This is a genomic window from Streptomyces sp. NPDC041968, from assembly GCF_055589025.1.
Genome location: NZ_JBVJCB010000009.1, coordinates 264,914 through 281,927, shown reverse-complemented (window position 1 = coordinate 281,927; position 17,014 = coordinate 264,914). Strand labels below are relative to the sequence as shown.

The window sequence follows — 17,014 nt, the reverse complement described above, 5'->3', positions numbered from 1 at the left end:
AGCCTAAGCTAAGGCAAGCCTAAGTCGGTACGCGGGTCCGGTCTATGAGGACATAAGGCAGACTTATGAGACCCCATGGGCATGCCTTATGGCGGGGTTTGAGGCCGGCGTCACGGGTGACGCAGGCGTGGGGCACACGATCCCGCCCCACGCCGCCTCGCGAGGGGAGTCCCCGTGCACCGTCCGGACGAGCGCCCGGATCCCCGCCGGTGGCGGGCCCTGTGGGTGACGCTGGTCGCCGGATTCATGACGCTGCTGGACGTGACGATCGTCGCCGTCGCCCTGCCGTCCATGCAGCGCGAACTGCACGCCTCGGCCGCCTCCGTGCAGTGGGTGGTGTCCGGATACGCCCTCGCCTTCGCCCTGACCCTGGTCACGGCCGGCCGGATCGGTGACGCGTTCGGCAGGCGCCGGGTGTTCCTCGTCGCGCTGGCCGCCTTCGTGGCCTGCAGCGCCGCGGCGGGAGCCGCGCCCGGCATCGAACTGCTGGTGGTCGCCCGGCTCGCCCAGGGAGTCGCCGCGGGCAGCCTCGCCCCGCAGAACTCGGCGCTCATCCAACAGCTGTTCCGCGGCGCGGAGCGCGGGCGTGCGTTCGGGTTCTTCGGCGCCACCGTGGGAGTGTCCAGCGCGGTGGGCCCGGTCGTCGGCGGCCTGATCCTGGCGTTGGCGGGACCCGAGGGCTGGCGGTGGATCTTCTACGTGAACGTGCCGGTCGGCGTGCTGGCGCTCCTGCTCGGTTTCCGACTGCTGCCGCGGGTGGCTCCCGGCGGCCGGGGACGGCTGGACCCGGTGGGGGTCGCGCTCCTCGGCGTCGGCATCCTGGCCGTGATGCTGCCGCTGGTGCTCGCCGAGGGAGGCGGCCTGGGCAAGGTGTGGTGGCTGTTCCCGTCGGGGCTCCTCGTCCTGCTCGCCTTCGCCCGCTGGGAGCGCCGCGTCGCCCGCCGCGACGGCGAACCGCTGCTGGATCCCGGACTGCTCACCGAGGCCCGCGGCTACGTCACCGGCGCCGGCCTGGCCGCCCTGTACTTCGTCGGTTTCAGCGGTGTGTGGCTCGTCTTCGCGCTCTTCTTCCAGAACGGACTGGGCTTCTCACCCCTCAGGTCCGGCCTGGCGGTCACCCCGTTCGCCGTGGGTTCCGCCATCGCCGCGGCCGTGGCGGGACGGCTGGTGGAGCGCCTGGGGCGGCTGCTGACCATCTGGGGGCTGGTTGCCGTCATGGTCGGCCTGGGCGTCACGACGCTGGTGCTGTGGCTCGCGCCCGCCGACCGCGCCGCTTGGCTCGCCGCGCCGGCCCTGCTGGTCGGAGGGCTCGGCAGCGGTTGTGTGATCTCCCCCAACATCACGATGACGCTCCGCGACGTTCCCGTACGGATGGCGGGCGCCGCCGGCGGCGCCCTGCAGACGGGACAGCGGCTGGGCGGTGCCATCGGCACCGCGGCGCTGCCCGGGCTCTTCTACCTGACCCTGAACGCCACCCACGACGACTACCAGGACGCGGTGGCCCTGTCGGTGGGGACCGGGGTCGCCGCCATGCTGTGCGCGCTGACGGTCGCGGTCCTCGACTGGCGGCGGGACCGCTCCGACGGCCTGGAACGCTGTCCGCCGGAGGCCACCCACAGCCACACCCACGCGGGGCAGGGCTGAGACGGCCTCCGGCGGGACGACGGCCGGCTCAGCGGCGCTTGCCGAACTTCCGCAGCATCTCCTGGGCCTGCGCGCGGCGGCGCGGATCCGAGGCGGCCCGGCGCGCCTGTTCCGTCGCACGGCGACCCTGCGGGCTGCGCGCGAACCGCTTGATCCGGTCCAGTACTCCGGCCATGACGTTCCTCCGAGTCGACGACGGGTCTGCCTTGTCCGACCGACTACCCCGTGGTCGCCCGGTCACCCGGGCGGCGGTCCGCGGGTTTGACATCGCCGAACCGGGCGACCCGCAGTGCACGACATCGCAAGCCAACGCCGAGAGGTGGAGCACTGTGGCCGGCAATCAGAAGTCGAAGGCCAAGATGGAGCAGACCAAGGGCAAGGCCAAGGAAACGGTCGGCCGGGCCGTCGGCAACGAGAGGATGACGGCCGAGGGCCGCGCCGAGCAGTCCAAGGGCGACGCCCGGCAGGCCAAGGAGAAGGGCAAGGACGCGTTCCGGCACTGACACCGGAATGAATGGTTCCGGCACTGGCGCCGGAACCGACGCGGCACCCGGGCCGCGGGACCGGCACACGGCCGGTCCCGCGGCCCGCGTCGTCGTGCGGGGGCTGCCCGCGAGGCGCGCGGGTCCGGAGGCCGCACGGAGTCCGGCGGCCGTCAGGGCACCGGCTGCTCCGCCCAGATGACCTTCCCGGCCGGCGTGTAGCGCGTCCCCCAGCGCTCGGCGAGCTGCGCGACGAGGAACAGGCCGCGTCCGCCCTCGTCCGTCATGGCCGCGTAGCGCAGGTGCGGCGAGGTGCTGCTGCTGTCGAACACCTCGCAGATCAGGCTGCGGTCGTGCAAGACCCTGACCTGCACGGTCTCGCCGCCGTACCGGATCGCGTTGGTGACCAGCTCGCTGAGGATCAGCTCCGTCGTGAACGCCAGCTCGTCCAGCCCCCACTCGGCCAGCCGGCGCGTGACCTCGGCCCGTACCTCGCCGACCGCCGCCGGGGCGTTCGGGACCTGCCACTCGGCGACCCGGTCGGGACCGAGCGCGCGGGTGCGGGCGACCAGCAGGGCGATGTCGTCACCCGGCCGGTCGGGCAGCCGCGCGTCGAGAACGGCCCGGCAGGTCTCCTCGGGCGACGCACCGGCCGTCTCCAGTGCCCGCCGGAGGTGCTCGAGACCGACGTCGATGTCGTGCTCCCGGTCCTCGACCAGCCCGTCGGTGTACAGCACCAGCCGGCTGCCCTCCGCCAGGCGCAGTTCGGTCGTCTCGAACGGGAGGCCGCCCAGGCCCAGCGGGGGGCCGACGGCCACCTCGGGGAACTCGACGCGCCCGTCGGGCCGGACCAGGGCGGGCGGTGGATGGCCCGCGCGGGCCATCACGCAGGTGCTGGAGACCGGGTCGTAGATCGCGTAGAGGCAGGTCGCGCCGGTGACCGGGGCGCTGCCGTCGTCGGCCGTCTCGTCCTGGTCGATGCGGTTGACCAGCTCGTCCAGCAGGCCGAGCAGTTCGTCGGGCGGCAGGTCGAGGGAGGCGAAGTTGTGCACCGCCGTCCGCAGCCGCCCCATGGTGGCCGCGGCGTGCAGCCCGTGACCGACGACGTCGCCGACCACGAGCGCCACGCGGGCACCCGACAGCGGCAGCACGTCGAACCAGTCCCCGCCGACCCCCGCCTGCGCCGGCAGGTACCGGTAGGCGACGTCCAGAGCGTTCTGGTCGGGCAGCCTGCGGGGCAGCAGACTGCGCTGGAGGGTCACCGCCATGCTGTGCTCGCGCGTGTAACGGCGCGCGTTGTCGATGGAGACCGCGGCGCGTGCGACCAGCTCCTCGGCGAGGGCCAGCTCGTCCTCGTCGAACGGCTCGGCCTTCTCCGAACGCCAGAAGCTGACCACCCCGAGCATCAGGGCTCCCGCGCGCAGCGGCACGCTGATCAGTGAGTGGACGCCGTACTCCACGACCTGCGCGGAGCGTTCGAGGTCCTGGGCCTGCCAGCCGGGGGCCTCCCCGAGGCGGGGCTCCAGGACGGGCCGCCCGGTGTCCAGGGACCGGCCCTGCGGGGAGGACTCCACGAACCGCAGCTGCCGGCCCACCGGGTAGAGCGGGACCTCCTCGCGGACGCCGCTGAGCGCGGTGCGGCGCAGCGGGGTCACGCCCTCCGGCTGACCGCCCGCCAGCACGGTGTCGAACAGGTCCACGCTCACGTAGTCCGCGAACCGGGGCACGGCCAGCTCCGCCAGTTCCTCCGCGGTCCGGCTCACGTCGAGGCTGGTACCGATGGCCACGCCGGCCGCGTACAGGATGTCCAGGCGTTCCCGGGCGGTCTCGGCCCGGCCGGACAGGGCCCGCAGCTCGGTGGAGTCGCGGAGGGTGGCGACGCTGCCGGCCGGGCCGCCCCGTACGTCCGTGGGCCGCTGGTTGACCGCCAGCAAGCGGTCCTTGACCAGGTGGACCTCGTCGGTGGCGACCCGTCCGGAGGCCAGCAGCTCGGCCGTGTCGTCCGGGAGGCCCAGCTCGCGGACGTGGCGGCCCTCGGCGTCGGGCGGCAGGTCGAGCAGGCGCTGCGCCTCGTCGTTGGCGAGCACCAGCCGGCCCTCCCCGCCGACGATGAGCACGCCCTCCCGGACGCTGTGCAGGACCGCGTCGTGGTGCTCGTACATCCGGGTCATCTCGTGCGGGCCCAGGCCGTGCGTCTGCCGCAGCAGGCGCCGGCTGACGAGCGCCGTGCCGCCGGTGGCCAGCGCGAGGCCGACGGCCGCCGCGGTCAGTACCAGCGGCAGTTGCCGGTCGGCGACGCCGCCCACGTTCTCCGTCGTGATGCCGGCCGACACGAGGCCCACCACCGTGCCGTCGTCCGCCTCGACGGGGACCACCGCCTGCACCAGCGGGCCGATGGTCCCCTCGATCTCCTCGGTCACCGTCTCCCCGGCCAGCGCGGGGGCGATGTCCCCCACGAACTGCTTGCCGATCCGGTCGGGCCTGGGGTGGGTGTAGCGGATCCCGTCGGTGTTCATGACGACGACGAAGTCCACGCCGGTCGCCTCGCGCGTGGCCTCCGCCCGCGGCTGGAGGACCGCGGTGGGGTCGGGGGAGCGCAGCGCCTCACGGATGCCGGGAGAGTTCGCGAACGTCGCGGCGACGGAGACCGAGCGGTTGCGGGCCTCCACCTCGCTGTCGTGCCGTCCCTGCAGCACCAGCGCGACGGCGGCGGCGACCACGAGCAGCAGCACGATCGCCACGTTCATGGCGAAGACCTGGCCGGCGACGCTGCGTCCGGACAGGGCCGAGCGCAGGGCCGCGGCACGCCGCCGTCCCGTGTCCTCTCCCCGCCGTGGCCGGTCCGCGTCCCGCCGGTGCCGGGCGAGTGGGCCGCTGGGACGACGGGGTGACCGCTCTCCCGATCGACCCATCAGTCGGACCATGTGCCCATGTCTACACTGCCGGGCCCGAGGAGGCGAGGGGCGCCCCCTGTGCAGGGACGGGCGGCGGGAGCGGGAGCCGCGCTCACCGGTGGTCGCCCGGGCGGCGGCGGGTGGCGAGCAGCAGGGCGGTGTCGTCGGGGCGGTCCGTGGTGCGGCGGGCGGTGACGATGAGCCGGTCGGCGACGCCCGCCAGCCAACGGCTCCCCGGTCGTGCCTGGGGCGCGCCGGCCCTGGCCAGGGCCCGCCCGAGGGCGGCGATGCCCTCGTCGATGTCGGTGCCGGGCCGCTCCACCAGCCCGTCCGTGTAGAGGGCGAGCACGGCGCCGGGCTCGGCCCGGAACTCCGTGAGCGGGTACCGGGCGCCCGGATCGACGCCGAGCACCACACCGCCGGGCAGGTCCAAGGCCTCGGTGCGTCCGTCCGGGTGGCGCAGCAGGGGCGGCGGATGCCCCGCGCGGGCCGCGCGGACCCGTCCGGTGACCGGGTCCAGCCGGAGGCAGCAGCAGCTCGCGAAGAGGCCCGGGTCGAGGTCGGTCAGCAGATGGTTGACCCCGCTCAGCACCTCGTCGGGCGGGCGGTCGTCGAGGGCGAAGGCGCGCACGGCGCTGCGCAGTTGCCCCATGGTGGCCGCCGCCTGCACGCCGTGCCCCTGCACGTCGCCGATGACCAGCGCCATGCCGTCACCCGAGGCGACGACGTCGTACCAGTCCCCGCCCACGTCCATGCCCTGGGTCCCGGGCAGGTAGCGTCCGGCGGTCTCCAGCAGGGGGTGGGCCGGCAGCCGCCGGGGCAGCAGCGCCCGTTGCAACCCCCGGGCCAGCGCGGTCTCCGACTCGTAGCGCCGGGCCCGTTCCATCGCCTGGGCGATCACCCCGGCCAGGGCGGTGAGCACCGTGCGCTCCTCGCTGCCGAAGCCGCGGGCGCGGTCGAAGCCCAGGATGCAGGAGCCGACCGGCCGCCCGGAGGCGATCAGCGGCAGGAAGGCGCGGGCGCCCTCCGTGGCGTCCAGCGGGATGCCCGGGTACGCGGTGGCCAGGGCCTGCATCGAGTCGAAGAAGAGCGGCCGTCCGCTGGTCAGCGTCTCCACGCCCGGCAGTCGGGCGTCCAGGGCCACCCCCTCGAAGGGGGCGAGGAATCCCGGCGGGAAGCCGCTCTCCCACGCCAGGTGGAGGTGCCGGTCCTGGAGCAGGTAGATGGCGAGGCGGCGGCCGCCGAACGCCGGCAGCAGCTCCCGCACGACCACGGCGGACACCTGCCGCGCGGTGACCGCCTCGGTCAGCGCCACGGCCAGGACGATGGGGCGGTACACGGGCGCCGTACCGGCGGCGAGGGCCGGTGCGGGGGCGTCGGCGTGGGGCGGCGGCTCCGGTGCGCCGGGTCGGGGCGGGGGACCGGCGGACGCGTCGGCGACCCGGTTGGCCGGGCGGAGCGCGACGGTCAGGAGGTCCGGGCCGGGATGCACGGAGACGGCGAGCCAGTCCCCCTCGTAGGGCTGCGGCGCGGACCGGCGGCTGCCGTCGGGCGGGCGCCGGACGTGGAAGCGGACCGGCTCGGGGGAGAGCAGGGCGCCGCGCAGGTGGTCCTCGTACGCGGTCTGGTCCAGCCAGGGCAGGGCCTCCCACAGGGAGTGGCCGTGCAGCCGTGCCCGTGGCCGGCCCAGCAGCTCGGCGGCGCGCCGGTTGGCGTAGACGACGGTGCCCAGGCGATCCATGCAGAGCACGCCGTCCGGCAGCAGGTCGGCCGCGGCGTCGGCCACCGTGCCGGAGGACGGGTCGCGTACGGCGCCGCGCACCGTCCCGCCGACGGCCGGCGCGCCCTGCGGCCGCCACAGCTCCACCAGGAGCGGGGCCCCGTCCGCGGCCCGCACGTGCAGCGGGAGCGGGGGCGGCAGGCCGTCGGCCGTCTGACGCAGTGCTGCGGCGACCCGGTGCCCGTCGTCGGGCGCGAGCGTGCGGATGAGGGCGTCGAGCGTGGCGGGTGCCTCGGCGGCCCGCGCCAGACCGAGCAGGCCGCGCAGCGGCTCGTCGACGACGACGGCGCCGGTCGCCGCGTCCCAGGCGAAGCTCCCGGCCCGCTGCGGACGGCGTACGGAGGCGGGCGGCCGGACGCACAGGGGTTCGCCGTCCCAGACGACCGGCGGCGCGTCGCGGTCGTCGTCCAGCCGCTCCAGCGCCGTGCCCAGCTCCCGGGCCAGCCCTTCCATCCGCTCCACACCCTCCACCACCTCGGCGGTGTCCGAGGCGGTGGGGCGCAGGACGGTCAGGACGCCGTAGGTCCGCGCCGCGCCGGCGACGGGCACGTACAGGGACCCGAAGGGGAAGGGCAGGCCGGCCGCGAACTGCGGATAGCGGCGCATCGTCTCGGTGGCGTTGGGCAGCACCACCCGCACGCCCAGCCGGAAGGCGTCGGCCACGGGGAACGGGCTGTCGGCGTGCAGCCGCCACCAGGGCCGGAACAGCGGCCCCGGGAGGCCGGCGAGGACGGCCAGGCGCAGCTGGCCGGGCGTGCGGGAGGGGAGGTAGACCCCGCCCGCGTGGCCCGTGGTCGCGCTGATCGCCTGTGCGGAGGCGTCGATGAGCAGCGCCGTCAGCCTCGCGGGCATCCGGTCTGCGTCCTCGGCGCCTGCCGTCATGGGCCCCACCTCGTGTGTGCCGTCACGCGGGCGACACAGCCAGAATGCGCCACGGCGCGGGGGTGGCGCACCCCGTCGGGCCCGCACGGGTGGCCGCGACGGCGTCGAGTCCGGCGGGCCGGTGCGCCTCGTCGCGGGTGCCCGCCGTCGACCGGGTGGGGTGCTCCTTGCGGCGCACTCGGTCCGCGCCTGTCCGAAAGGCGGCGCGTCCGGCGGAAGTTGGGGCAAAGGGATCGTGGAAACCGTCCCGGTGCGTATCGTGAAGGGCCGGGGCCCGCGCTTCCCCTACTCGGCCCCGGACCGGACGGTGAGGCTCGGTATGACTCCTGCGCGCAGACCCGATGCCGCGGACGTTTCGGTCGTGTCCACGGTCGTGGAGTTCAGGGGCGGTTCCGCGATGATCCCGGCCTCCCGGGACGTCGTGCACGGCTTCGTCGCGAGACTCGCCGACAAGGGCGTCGAAACGGCCGACACCTTCCTGGACGCCGCCCGCCTGGTCGCCAGCGAGCTGGTGACCAACGCGCTGCGGCACGCTCCCGGGCCCTGTCGGCTGGAGCTGACCCTGGTGGACGAGAGCGTGGAGATCGCGGTGTCGGACACGGGAGAGGGCTTTCCCACCTTCCTGCCGCGCGATCCGTTGCGGGTGGGCCGGCACGGTCTGGAGATCGTGACGCGGCTGTGCGACGAGGTCATCACCAAGCCGCACGCGACCGGCAAGACCGTGTACGCGCGCCTGCCGCTGCGCTGACGCCGCCCCGCCTCAGGCGGCCAGGGCCTGCTCGACGGTCGGGAAGCAGCCGATGAGCGTGTCGACGCCCACGAGTTGCAGCACGCGCTCGACGGCGTACTGCGGTGCGGCGATCCGGAACCAGACGCCGCGGGCCTCGGCGGCCCGGTGGGCGGTGATGAGCACGTTGATCCCGCTGGAGTCCAGGAAGGCCACCTCGCCGAAGTCGACCACCGTGCCCGGCGCCGACTGCACGCAGGACAGCAGGACGTCGCGGAGCTGACCGCTGCCGTCGAGATCGACCTCACCGGCGAGGATGACGATGCTGACACCGTCGCCCGTGGTGGTACGGGTGATCAGCAGCCGCTCCGGTACTGCCGCTCCCTCGATGTCCGCCACGCTTCCCTCACCTCTCGCATATGCCCGGCCGTCTTCGGTGGCTCGATGTTAAGGCCCGCGAGGGCCCGTGTGGGCCGCTTGTGCGGACCGAACGCCGCCAGAACGGGCCGGGACGGCCTCGACGCGCGCGACAGCGCTCCGCTGACTACGGTCGAGGTGTGGTGGCTCACACTTTCGAGGAGCTCGTGCACAAGCGTCGCGCGGCGGACCTGGCGCAGCACCGGGTCGAGGAACTGCGGGACTCGTACGGGCCTCCCACGCAGCATCAGTGGACCGCACGGCAGTCGCACACCTACGAGACGGCCGTGCGGGCCTGGCGCGACCTGGACCGGGACGCGCAGACCGCGATGACGGAGTACGTCAAGGAGGAGGGTCAGTCCCGGCACAAGATCGAGGCGAAGGTCCGCAAGGCCGTCCAGGACGGCTGACCCGGCCGGCCCTCAAGCCCCGTCCGGCCGGATCCCGGCTTCGCCCGGCCGGATCCGGGGCTTCGCGCGGTCGTGTCTCAGCTCCGCCCGGCCGCGGCCCCGCCGACGAGAGCGCGTACGGCGCCCAGCGCCGCGTCGCGGTCCTCGGGCACCAGCCCGATGCGGGTGCGCCGGTCCAGCAGGTCGGCCTCGTCCAGCGCGCCCTCGTGGCGCAGCGCCCAGACCAGCTCGGCGCAGGTGACGGGGTGGTCCGGCAGCACCCGCGCGCCGAGCCGGGCGTCCGCGGCGGCGAGGGCCTGGACGGCGGGTGCCTCGGTGCCGTAGCGCCGCACCAGGCGGCCCGGCGCCCGCAGCCCCGCCAGGACGTGCGGCGCGGCGGCGCCGACCAGCGGCAGGGCGGCGGTGGGGGACGGGCCGGCACCGAGCCGGCGGGCGGCCACGGCGGCGTCCACGGCGTCCTCGGCCATGCGCCGGTACGTGGTGAGCTTGCCGCCGACCACGGTGATCACGCCCTCCGACGAGGTGAGCACGGCGTGCCGGCGCGAGACGTCCGCCGTGCGGGGCCCGGCGCCGGGCCGGCCCGCGGGCGTGGTGTCCAGCAGGGGACGCAGCCCCGCGAAGGCGCCCACCACGTCCTCGCGCCGGACGGGCACGTCCGTCACGGAACCGAGCACGTCGAGCAGGAAGCCCACGTCGGTCTCGGGCACCTCGGGGACGTCGGGCACGTCCCCGTCGACGGGCTCGTCGGTCAGCCCGACGTAGACCCGGCCGTCGCCCTGGGGCAGGACGAGGACGAAGCGGTTGGTCTCGCCGGGGACGGGCACGTGCAGCCCCGCCGGGAGTGGGCCGATCCGGTCGGAGCGCAGGACGAGATGGGTGCCGCGCGAGGGGCGGACGCGGATGCCGTCCACGAGGTCACCGGCCCACACCCCCGAGGCGTTGATCACCGCGCGGGCACGGACGACACCCTCCTCGCCGGTGAGTTCGTCGCGCACCCGGGCACCGGACGCGGTCAGCTCCAGCGCCCGGACACGGGTCAGGACGCGGGCACCGCGCGCGGCGGCGGTCCGGGCGAGGGCGGTCACCAGCCGGGCGTCGTCGGTGAGCCGTCCGTCCCAGGAGAGCAGCCCGCCGCGCAGCCGGTCGGCGCGGAGCGCCGGGGCGAGGTGCCGGGTCTCCACCGCGGAGAGCCGGCGCGGCGCGGGCAGCGTGGCCCGGGCCGTGCGCGCCGCCAGGCGCAGGGTGTCGCCGGCCCGGAAGCCGGCCCAGGCCAGTGCGGCCTGGCCGCGGGAGACCATGGGCGTCAGCGGCAGCACGAACGGCTGGGCGTGCACCAGGTGCGGAGCCGTGCGCTCCATCAGCACGCCGCGCTCCACCGCGCTCTCGTGCGCGACGTCGAGCTGGGCGGAGGCGAGGTAGCGCAGGCCGCCGTGGACGAGCTTGGAGCTCCAGCGGGAGGTGCCGAAGGCCAGGTCGTGGGCGTCCACCGCGACGACGCTCAGCCCGCGGGCCGCGGCGTCCAGGGCCACGCCGGCGCCGGTCGCGCCGAGCCCGACGACCAGGACGTCCACGAGGGGGCCGCCGACGGCGTCGGTCAGCTCGCGCGAGCGGCGTGCGGCGGACAGGGAGGCCCCGGCGGCGGGGCTGCTGGTCGGGCTCATGGCGTGAGGGTCCTCTCCAGGATGGTGCGCAGCTCCGCGAGGAGGGCCGCGGAGGTCAGCTCGGCGTCGTCCTCGTCGGTCATGGTCCGCAGCGACAGTGCGAAGGACTGGACGATCAGCAGCACCGAGCGCGCCTGCCGTCCGGGGTGGGCCGGGCGCACCGACCCGTCGGCGTGGCCCTCGCCGAGTGCGTCGGCCAACAGCTCCAGCAGGGCCTCCTGACTCGCTCCGCGCCGGTCGAGGACGTAGGGCAGGAGCAGCTCGGGGTCCACGTCGACGATCTTGGTGAAGAGCGGGTGGGCGCGGAACGCCTCGATCCCGGTCACCAGGCCCTCGACGACGCGCGAGCGCGTGCAGACACCGGGCCGGGGCGCCGGGATGGCCCCGGTGGCCACCGCGATCCACTCCCGGGTCATCAGATCGCCGACCAGCGACCGCACGTCCGGCCAGCGCCGGTAGAGCGTCATCCGGGAGACCCCGGCACGGCGGGCGACGTCGGTCATCGTCGTGCGGCGGACCCCGACGGCGAGCACGCAGTCGCGCACGGCGTCCAGCACCGTGTCGTTGTCCGAGGTGTTCGGTCGGCCCGCATTGTTGTGACGGTTAGGCGTCATGTGTAACAGTGTAACGCCCGTGAGGCCGCGCAGACGGCATCCCCCGAACCGACCGTGAGGACGACAGGCAATGGACATGCTGTGGAACGGCTGGGGCGACCCGGCCAGGGCGACGGCGCTGCCCGACACGGTGACCGGGCTGCTGCGCGAGCTGCTCGGCGTCAAGCCCCGCGAGGCGGCCGCCGTACCGCTGGAGGAGATCGACGTCCCCGCCCCGCCGCTGGACGAGGCCGCCCGCCGGGCGCTGGAGGACGCCGTCGGCGGCCCCGCGCACGTGTTTACGGACGCGGAGAGCCGCATCCGGCACACCCGCGGCAAGTCCACCCCCGACCTGCTGCGGATGCGGGCCGGCGACACCGCCGACGCCCCGGCCGCCGTCGTCCTGCCGGCCGCCCACGAGGAGGTGCTCGCCGTGCTGGGGGCGTGCGCCGCGCACGGTCTGGCACTCGTCCCCTTCGGCGGCGGCACCTCCGTCGTCGGCGGCCTCGCCCCCGCCCGGCGCGGCGGCTTCGTCGCCCTCGACCTGCGCCGCATGAACCGCCTGCTCGACCTCGACGAGACCTCCCGCACCGCCACCCTGCAACCGGGCCTGCGCGCACCCGAGGCCGAGGCGCTCCTCGCCGAACGGGGCTGGACGCTCGGCCACTTCCCCCAGTCCTACGAGTGGGCCACCATCGGCGGCTTCGCCGCGACCCGCTCCAGCGGCCAGGCCTCCGCCGGCTACGGACGCTTCGACGAGATGGTCCTGGGCCTCACGCTCGCCACCCCCGAGGGCACCCTGGACACCGGCCGTGCACCGCGCTCGGCGGCCGGCCCCGACCTGCGCCAGCTCGTGATGGGCTCGGAGGGCGCCTTCGGCGTCATCACCTCGGTCACCGTGCGGGTGCGGCCCGTGCCGCGGGTCCGCCGCTACGAGGGCTGGCGCTTCGCCTCCTTCGAGGAGGGCGCCGCCGCCCTGCGCCGCCTCGCCCAGGACGGCCCGCGTCCCACGGTGCTGCGGCTCTCCGACGAGACCGAGACGCTGATCGGCCTCGCCCAGCCCGACGCGATCGGCGCCTCCCTCGCCGGGCAGGACGCCGGATGCCTGGCGGTCGTCGGCTTCGAGGGCACGGAGGAGGACACGACGCACCGCCGCGAGGGCGCCGCCGAGGTGCTGCGCGCGTCCGGCGGCACCTTCGCCGGGGCGGAACCGGGGGAGCGCTGGGCCCACGGCCGCTACTCGGCGCCGTACCTGCGCGACGCCCTGCTCGACGCGGGGGCGCTCGCCGAGACCCTGGAGACGGCGGCCTACTGGTCCCGCGTCCCGGAGCTGTACGCGGCCGTCCGCGACGCGCTCACCGGCACCCTCGCCGGCGCCGGCACACCGCCCCTGGTGATGTGCCACATCTCGCACGTGTACGAGAACGGCGCCTCGCTGTACTTCACCGTCGTCTCGGCGCAGGGCGACGACGTCGTGGCGCACTGGACGCGGGCCAAGCACGCGGCCAACGAGGCGATCCTCGCCGCGGGCGGCACCATCACGCACCACCACGGAGTGGGCACCGACCACCGCGACTGGTACGTGCGGGAGGCGGGCGCCCTCGGGGTCGGGGCGCTGCGGGCCGTCAAGCGGACCCTGGACCCCACCGGAGTGCTCAGCCCCGGGGTCCTGCTGCCCGCCGACTGAGCCGCGGTCCGCCCCCGCCGCCCGGCCGTGGACGGCGGGGAACCGGACCGACCCGCACCGACCCGCACTCCGCCGGCCCACGCGGCCGGCACCCCACCCACCGGGGCGTCCCCGCCCCGTGAGACAACAGTCCGGCACCACCCGTCAGCCCGGAGGCACATCGATGCGACAGTTCACCGCCGTCGTCAACCCCACCGCGGGCGGCGCCACCTCGGCCGCCGCACTGCTGGGGGTGGCCCGGCTGCTGCGGGAGGCGGGCGCGGAGCTGGAGACCGAGTACAGCCGCAGCCTCCCGCACGCACGGGAGCTCGCCCGGCGGGCCGGGGAGCGGGGCCGGGTCGTGCTCGCCGTCGGCGGCGACGGCATGGCCGGCGGGATCGGCGGCGCCCTGAGCGGCACCGGGGGCCTGCTGGGACTGGTCCCGGCCGGCCGCGGCAACGACTTCGCCCGCGCCCTGGACCTGCCCACCGGGCCGGCCGAACTCGCCGGGGTGCTGCTGCACGGTGAGCCCCGCCCCGTCGACACCATCGAGGTCACCTCGGCCGTCCACGACCGCACCGTCGTCCTCGGCAGCGTCTACGCCGGTGTCGACGCGCTCGCCAACCACCACGCCAACAACGCGCGTCTGCTGCGCGGCACGGCCTCCTACTACGCGGGCGCGCTGCGGGCCGTGGCCGGCTGGCGCGCGACGCGGTACCGGGTCACCGTCGACGGGGAGGAGCACGCGTTCACCGGCTACACGGTGGTGGCCGCCAACTCCGGCTACTACGGCTTCAACCGGCTGATCGCCCCCTCCGCCCGGGTGGACGACGGCCTGCTGGAGGTCGTGATGATCCACGAGGCCCCGCGGCGGCTGTTCTTCGCCCTCATGAACGAGCTGGGGACGGGCGCCCACGTCCGCAGGCCCCAGGTGCGGGTCCTGCGGGGCCGGGAAGTCCGTATCGAGGCCGACCGGGCCGTCCCCTACGGCGCCGACGGCGAGGTCGAGGCCGTGGTCCCCGTCACGGCCCGGGTGCTGCCCGGCGCGCTGCGGGTCCTGGCCCCCTGACGGGACCGGGCCGGCCGCCGACGTCGGCGACCGGCCCGGCGGGCGTGTGCGCGGATCAGCCCCGCGGGGTGGTGAAGCGTTCCCACACCCGGTGGGAGCCCATCAACCGCGTGACCTGCTCCAGGGCCGAGGTGCCGGAGTCGGCGACCACCACACCGGGAGCGTTCGAGGGCACGCCCGAGGCGTCGAGCGCGGCCTCGCCGCCCGCCCAGACGCCGATCGCCTTGCCGTGCCGGAACGCCTCCGACACCAGCAGGCTCACCCGCGGATCGATCGTTCCGGGTACCGCGGGGGTCGGGGCCGCCTTGTAGTCCCGCGGCGTGTGGGCGTCGCCGCCCATGTCGGGCGTCCCCGCCAGCAGTACGGCGTCGAACTCGACGGACCGGGCGGTGACGTAGCTGCGCTGGACGGTCAGCGCGCCCTCGCCCGAGCCGATGGTGCCGCCGGTCGGTGCCACCACCAGCGGCACCATCCCGGCGTTCAGCACGGCCTCCCGCACCGCCGTGACACCCTCCAGATCGGCCCCGCCGGTCACGATGCCCACGACCCGGCCCTCGGTCGGCCAGACCCCGCCGACCTGGGACAGCGCCGGGCTGGGCTCCACGTCGGCCAACGGCACGGTCGGCTCCGGGGCGGGCAGGCCGAGGCCCTCGGCGACGCCCGCGCACAGCTCGGGGTCGATGTTGGCCAGGACCTGGAGCGTCCGCTCCCGGATGGCCTGCTCGTAGCACTTGCCCAGCTCGAAGGTGTAGGCGCCGATGATGTGCTCGCGCTCCACCGGGCTCATGCTCAGCCAGAAGCGGCGAGGCTGGCTGAAGTGGTCGGCGAAGGACTCCGGAGCCTCCCGCACCTTCGTCGCCTCCGGGATCCGGACCGGCGCCTCCATGAAGGCGCCCGCGTCGGCCCCCGCGGTGAACGGGCAGCCGCCGTCCAGGGTGTTGGGCCGGTACGGCGCGACACCGCGGTGCACGGCGGTCTGGTGCATGCCGTCGCGCAGCATGTCGTTGACCGGCGCCTGGGGGCGGTTGATCGGCAGCTGCGGGAAGTTGGGGCCGCCCAGGCGGGTGATCTGGGTGTCCAGGTACGAGAACAACCGCCCGGCGAGCAGCGGGTCGTCGGTGACGTCGATACCGGGCACCAGGTGACCGACGTGGAAGGCGACCTGCTCGGTCTCGGCGAAGTAGTTCGACGGGTTGCGGTTCAGCGTCAGCAGTCCGATGGGCTGCACCGGTGCCAGCTCCTCGGGGACCAGGTTCGTCGGGTCCAGCAGGTCGATGCCCTCGAAGGTCTGGTCCGGGGTGTCCGGGAAGGTCTGGATGCCCAGCTCCCACTGCGGGTGGGCGCCCGCCTCGATGGCGTCGGCCAGGTCCCGGCGGTGGAAGTCCGGGTCGACGCCGTTGATGAGCTGCGCCTCGTCCCACACCAGGGAGTGCACGCCCAGCTTGGGCTTCCAGTGGAACTTCACCAGCGTCGTGCCGCCCTCGGCGTTCACCAGCCGGAAGGTGTGGACGCCGAAGCCCTCCATCATCCGGTAGGAGCGCGGGATGCCGCGGTCGCCCATGAAGAAGATGGTGTGGTGGGTCGCCTCGGTGTGCAGGGAGACGAAGTCCCAGAAGGTGTCGTGCGCGCTCTGCGCCTGCGGGATCTCCCGGTCGGGGTGCGGCTTCGCGGCGTGCACGACGTCCGGGAACTTGATGGCGTCCTGGATGAAGAAGACCGGGATGTTGTTGCCGACCAGGTCGAAGACGCCTTCGCTGGTGTAGAACTTGGTCGCGAAGCCGCGGGTGTCCCGGACGGTGTCCGCCGACCCGCGGGAGCCGACCACCGTGGAGAACCGCACGAACACCGGCGTCTCGACGTCCGCGGCGAGGAACCCGGCCTTGGTCACGGAGGCCGCCGTGCCGTAGCTCTGGAAGACGCCGTGCGCACCCGCGCCGCGGGCGTGCACCACGCGCTCCGGGATGCGCTCGTGGTCGAAGTGCATGATCTTCTCGCGCAGGTGGTGGTCCTGCAGCAGCACGGGCCCGCGCGGTCCTGCCTTCAGCGAGTGGTCGGTGTCGTACAGCCGGGTGCCCTGAGCGTTCGTCAGGTAGGCCCCGGACTGCGCCACCCGGGCCTGGTCGGCTCCCGTGGGCTGACCGGTCGGCGACACGGTGTCCGGGCCGCTCTGGTCCGGCTTCGGGGGCAGCGGCTCCCGGGGCTCGGTGGGTTCGGCGACGGGGGGCGACTGGGGACCCGGCTTGCCGGGGACCCCGTCCGCCGGCCCGCCACCCTCGCCCTGCAGGGTCTCGGTGACCTTGTGGGCTACCCGCTTGAGGGGGTTGGCCTCGCTCATCAGCCTTTTTCTCCGTTCCGGGCGGACCGCAGCGCGCGGCCGCACACATTCGAGTACCGACTGCCGTGGTGGGCCGTGACCGCGTACCCAGCGAGCGCCACTCAAGGCATGGGCGCGAGGACGAAAGAGCGGTCGGCTCAGAGGACGGTCTCACCGTCGTGGGTCCCGCCCTGGCAACGCTTCGTGAAGGTGCCCGTCCCCGTCCCGTCGACCGAGACGATGATCACTCCGCCGCCCTGGATGCACTGGGTCGCCGTCACGTCACCCGGAAGCCGCGTGGCCCGCAGGGCGCCGGAATCGGCGGCGAGGGCGCGCGCCGCGGCGGCCTCGGCCGGTGCGGCGCACAGGACCGCCAGGGTCAGGGCCGCGATCACGGACCAGGACGACTCGCGCATGGGAAGGCTCCTTCTCGCCGGTGCCGTACCAGCCTCACCGGACGCCGCGGGCCGCGCCA

Annotated in this window: 14 protein-coding genes; 6 read left to right on the top strand and 8 right to left on the bottom strand. The window is 75.0% G+C overall.

Annotated features, from left to right (window positions below; genetic code table 11):
• The first annotated feature begins 174 nt into the window (after positions 1 to 174).
• Positions 175 to 1,644, top strand: a complete 1,470-nt coding sequence (locus ACZ6EG_RS23105) for an MFS transporter (RefSeq protein ID WP_391970590.1) — start codon at positions 175 to 177, stop codon at positions 1,642 to 1,644.
• Between the two features lie 28 nt (positions 1,645 to 1,672).
• Here ACZ6EG_RS23105 and ACZ6EG_RS23100 read toward each other — a convergent pair whose 3' ends face one another.
• Positions 1,673 to 1,819: a hypothetical protein gene (locus ACZ6EG_RS23100; RefSeq protein ID WP_391970589.1), complete on the bottom strand. Its 147-nt coding sequence runs from the start codon at positions 1,817 to 1,819 to the stop codon at positions 1,673 to 1,675.
• 154 nt (positions 1,820 to 1,973) lie between these two features.
• Here ACZ6EG_RS23100 and ACZ6EG_RS23095 point away from each other — a divergent pair, with 154 nt between their 5' ends.
• A complete protein-coding gene (locus ACZ6EG_RS23095; protein ID WP_361014930.1) occupies positions 1,974 to 2,147 on the top strand; it encodes a CsbD family protein in 174 nt (57 codons plus the stop codon).
• Positions 2,148 to 2,299: 152 nt separating this feature from the next.
• On the opposite strand, the gene ACZ6EG_RS23090 is transcribed toward ACZ6EG_RS23095, so the two are convergent.
• Together ACZ6EG_RS23090 and ACZ6EG_RS23085 are read right to left on the bottom strand one after the other, a co-directional pair.
• Positions 2,300 to 5,050: a SpoIIE family protein phosphatase gene (locus tag ACZ6EG_RS23090; protein ID WP_469607146.1), complete on the bottom strand. Its 2,751-nt coding sequence runs from the start codon at positions 5,048 to 5,050 to the stop codon at positions 2,300 to 2,302.
• Between the two features lie 82 nt (positions 5,051 to 5,132).
• Positions 5,133 to 7,682: a SpoIIE family protein phosphatase gene (locus tag ACZ6EG_RS23085; protein ID WP_469607143.1), complete on the bottom strand. Its 2,550-nt coding sequence runs from the start codon at positions 7,680 to 7,682 to the stop codon at positions 5,133 to 5,135.
• A gap of 361 nt (positions 7,683 to 8,043) precedes the next feature.
• On the opposite strand from ACZ6EG_RS23085, the gene ACZ6EG_RS23080 reads away from it, so the two are divergent.
• Positions 8,044 to 8,430, top strand: coding sequence for an ATP-binding protein (locus tag ACZ6EG_RS23080; protein WP_356604850.1), 387 nt, complete (start codon positions 8,044 to 8,046; stop codon positions 8,428 to 8,430).
• Positions 8,431 to 8,442: 12 nt separating this feature from the next.
• Here the strand turns inward: ACZ6EG_RS23080 and ACZ6EG_RS23075 are convergent, their stop codons facing one another.
• Positions 8,443 to 8,808 carry an STAS domain-containing protein gene (locus ACZ6EG_RS23075; protein ID WP_356604848.1) on the bottom strand — a complete coding sequence of 122 codons (366 nt, stop codon included), beginning with the start codon at positions 8,806 to 8,808 and terminating at the stop codon, positions 8,443 to 8,445.
• Between the two features lie 161 nt (positions 8,809 to 8,969).
• Between ACZ6EG_RS23075 and ACZ6EG_RS23070 the strand changes: the two genes are divergently transcribed.
• Positions 8,970 to 9,236 carry a hypothetical protein gene (locus ACZ6EG_RS23070; RefSeq protein WP_063483927.1) on the top strand — a complete coding sequence of 89 codons (267 nt, stop codon included), beginning with the start codon at positions 8,970 to 8,972 and terminating at the stop codon, positions 9,234 to 9,236.
• Between the two features lie 77 nt (positions 9,237 to 9,313).
• On the opposite strand, the gene ACZ6EG_RS23065 is transcribed toward ACZ6EG_RS23070, so the two are convergent.
• Complete coding sequence (locus ACZ6EG_RS23065; RefSeq protein WP_391970586.1) at positions 9,314 to 10,897, bottom strand: glycerol-3-phosphate dehydrogenase/oxidase; 1,584 nt, start codon at positions 10,895 to 10,897, stop codon at positions 9,314 to 9,316.
• Positions 10,894 to 11,511: a TetR/AcrR family transcriptional regulator gene (locus ACZ6EG_RS23060; RefSeq protein ID WP_391970585.1), complete on the bottom strand. Its 618-nt coding sequence runs from the start codon at positions 11,509 to 11,511 to the stop codon at positions 10,894 to 10,896. The genes ACZ6EG_RS23065 and ACZ6EG_RS23060 overlap by 4 nt, the downstream gene beginning before the upstream one ends.
• Before the next feature lie 70 nt (positions 11,512 to 11,581).
• On the opposite strand from ACZ6EG_RS23060, the gene ACZ6EG_RS23055 reads away from it, so the two are divergent.
• Positions 11,582 to 13,177, top strand: a complete 1,596-nt coding sequence (locus tag ACZ6EG_RS23055; protein ID WP_469607136.1) for an FAD-binding oxidoreductase — start codon at positions 11,582 to 11,584, stop codon at positions 13,175 to 13,177.
• 163 nt (positions 13,178 to 13,340) lie between these two features.
• Positions 13,341 to 14,225, top strand: a complete 885-nt coding sequence (locus ACZ6EG_RS23050) for a diacylglycerol kinase family protein (protein WP_469607133.1) — start codon at positions 13,341 to 13,343, stop codon at positions 14,223 to 14,225.
• Between the two features lie 55 nt (positions 14,226 to 14,280).
• Here ACZ6EG_RS23050 and ACZ6EG_RS23045 read toward each other — a convergent pair whose 3' ends face one another.
• Both ACZ6EG_RS23045 and ACZ6EG_RS23040 read right to left on the bottom strand, forming a co-directional pair.
• Complete coding sequence (locus tag ACZ6EG_RS23045) at positions 14,281 to 16,560, bottom strand: catalase (RefSeq protein ID WP_391970582.1); 2,280 nt, start codon at positions 16,558 to 16,560, stop codon at positions 14,281 to 14,283.
• A gap of 137 nt (positions 16,561 to 16,697) precedes the next feature.
• Complete coding sequence (locus ACZ6EG_RS23040) at positions 16,698 to 16,955, bottom strand: hypothetical protein (RefSeq protein WP_391970581.1); 258 nt, start codon at positions 16,953 to 16,955, stop codon at positions 16,698 to 16,700.
• Positions 16,956 to 17,014: the final 59 nt, after the last annotated feature.

Coding starts and splice junctions, on each gene's coding strand:
- ACZ6EG_RS23100 (WP_391970589.1), bottom strand. CDS start 1,819: ATGGCCGGAGTACTGGACCGGATCAAGCGGTTCGCGCGCAGCCCGCAG.
- ACZ6EG_RS23090 (WP_469607146.1), bottom strand. CDS start 5,050: ATGGTCCGACTGATGGGTCGATCGGGAGAGCGGTCACCCCGTCGTCCC.
- ACZ6EG_RS23085 (WP_469607143.1), bottom strand. CDS start 7,682: ATGACGGCAGGCGCCGAGGACGCAGACCGGATGCCCGCGAGGCTGACG.
- ACZ6EG_RS23065 (WP_391970586.1), bottom strand. CDS start 10,897: ATGAGCCCGACCAGCAGCCCCGCCGCCGGGGCCTCCCTGTCCGCCGCA.
- ACZ6EG_RS23060 (WP_391970585.1), bottom strand. CDS start 11,511: ATGACGCCTAACCGTCACAACAATGCGGGCCGACCGAACACCTCGGAC.
- ACZ6EG_RS23055 (WP_469607136.1), top strand. CDS start 11,582: ATGGACATGCTGTGGAACGGCTGGGGCGACCCGGCCAGGGCGACGGCG.
- ACZ6EG_RS23050 (WP_469607133.1), top strand. CDS start 13,341: ATGCGACAGTTCACCGCCGTCGTCAACCCCACCGCGGGCGGCGCCACC.
- ACZ6EG_RS23045 (WP_391970582.1), bottom strand. CDS start 16,560: ATGAGCGAGGCCAACCCCCTCAAGCGGGTAGCCCACAAGGTCACCGAG.
- ACZ6EG_RS23040 (WP_391970581.1), bottom strand. CDS start 16,955: ATGCGCGAGTCGTCCTGGTCCGTGATCGCGGCCCTGACCCTGGCGGTC.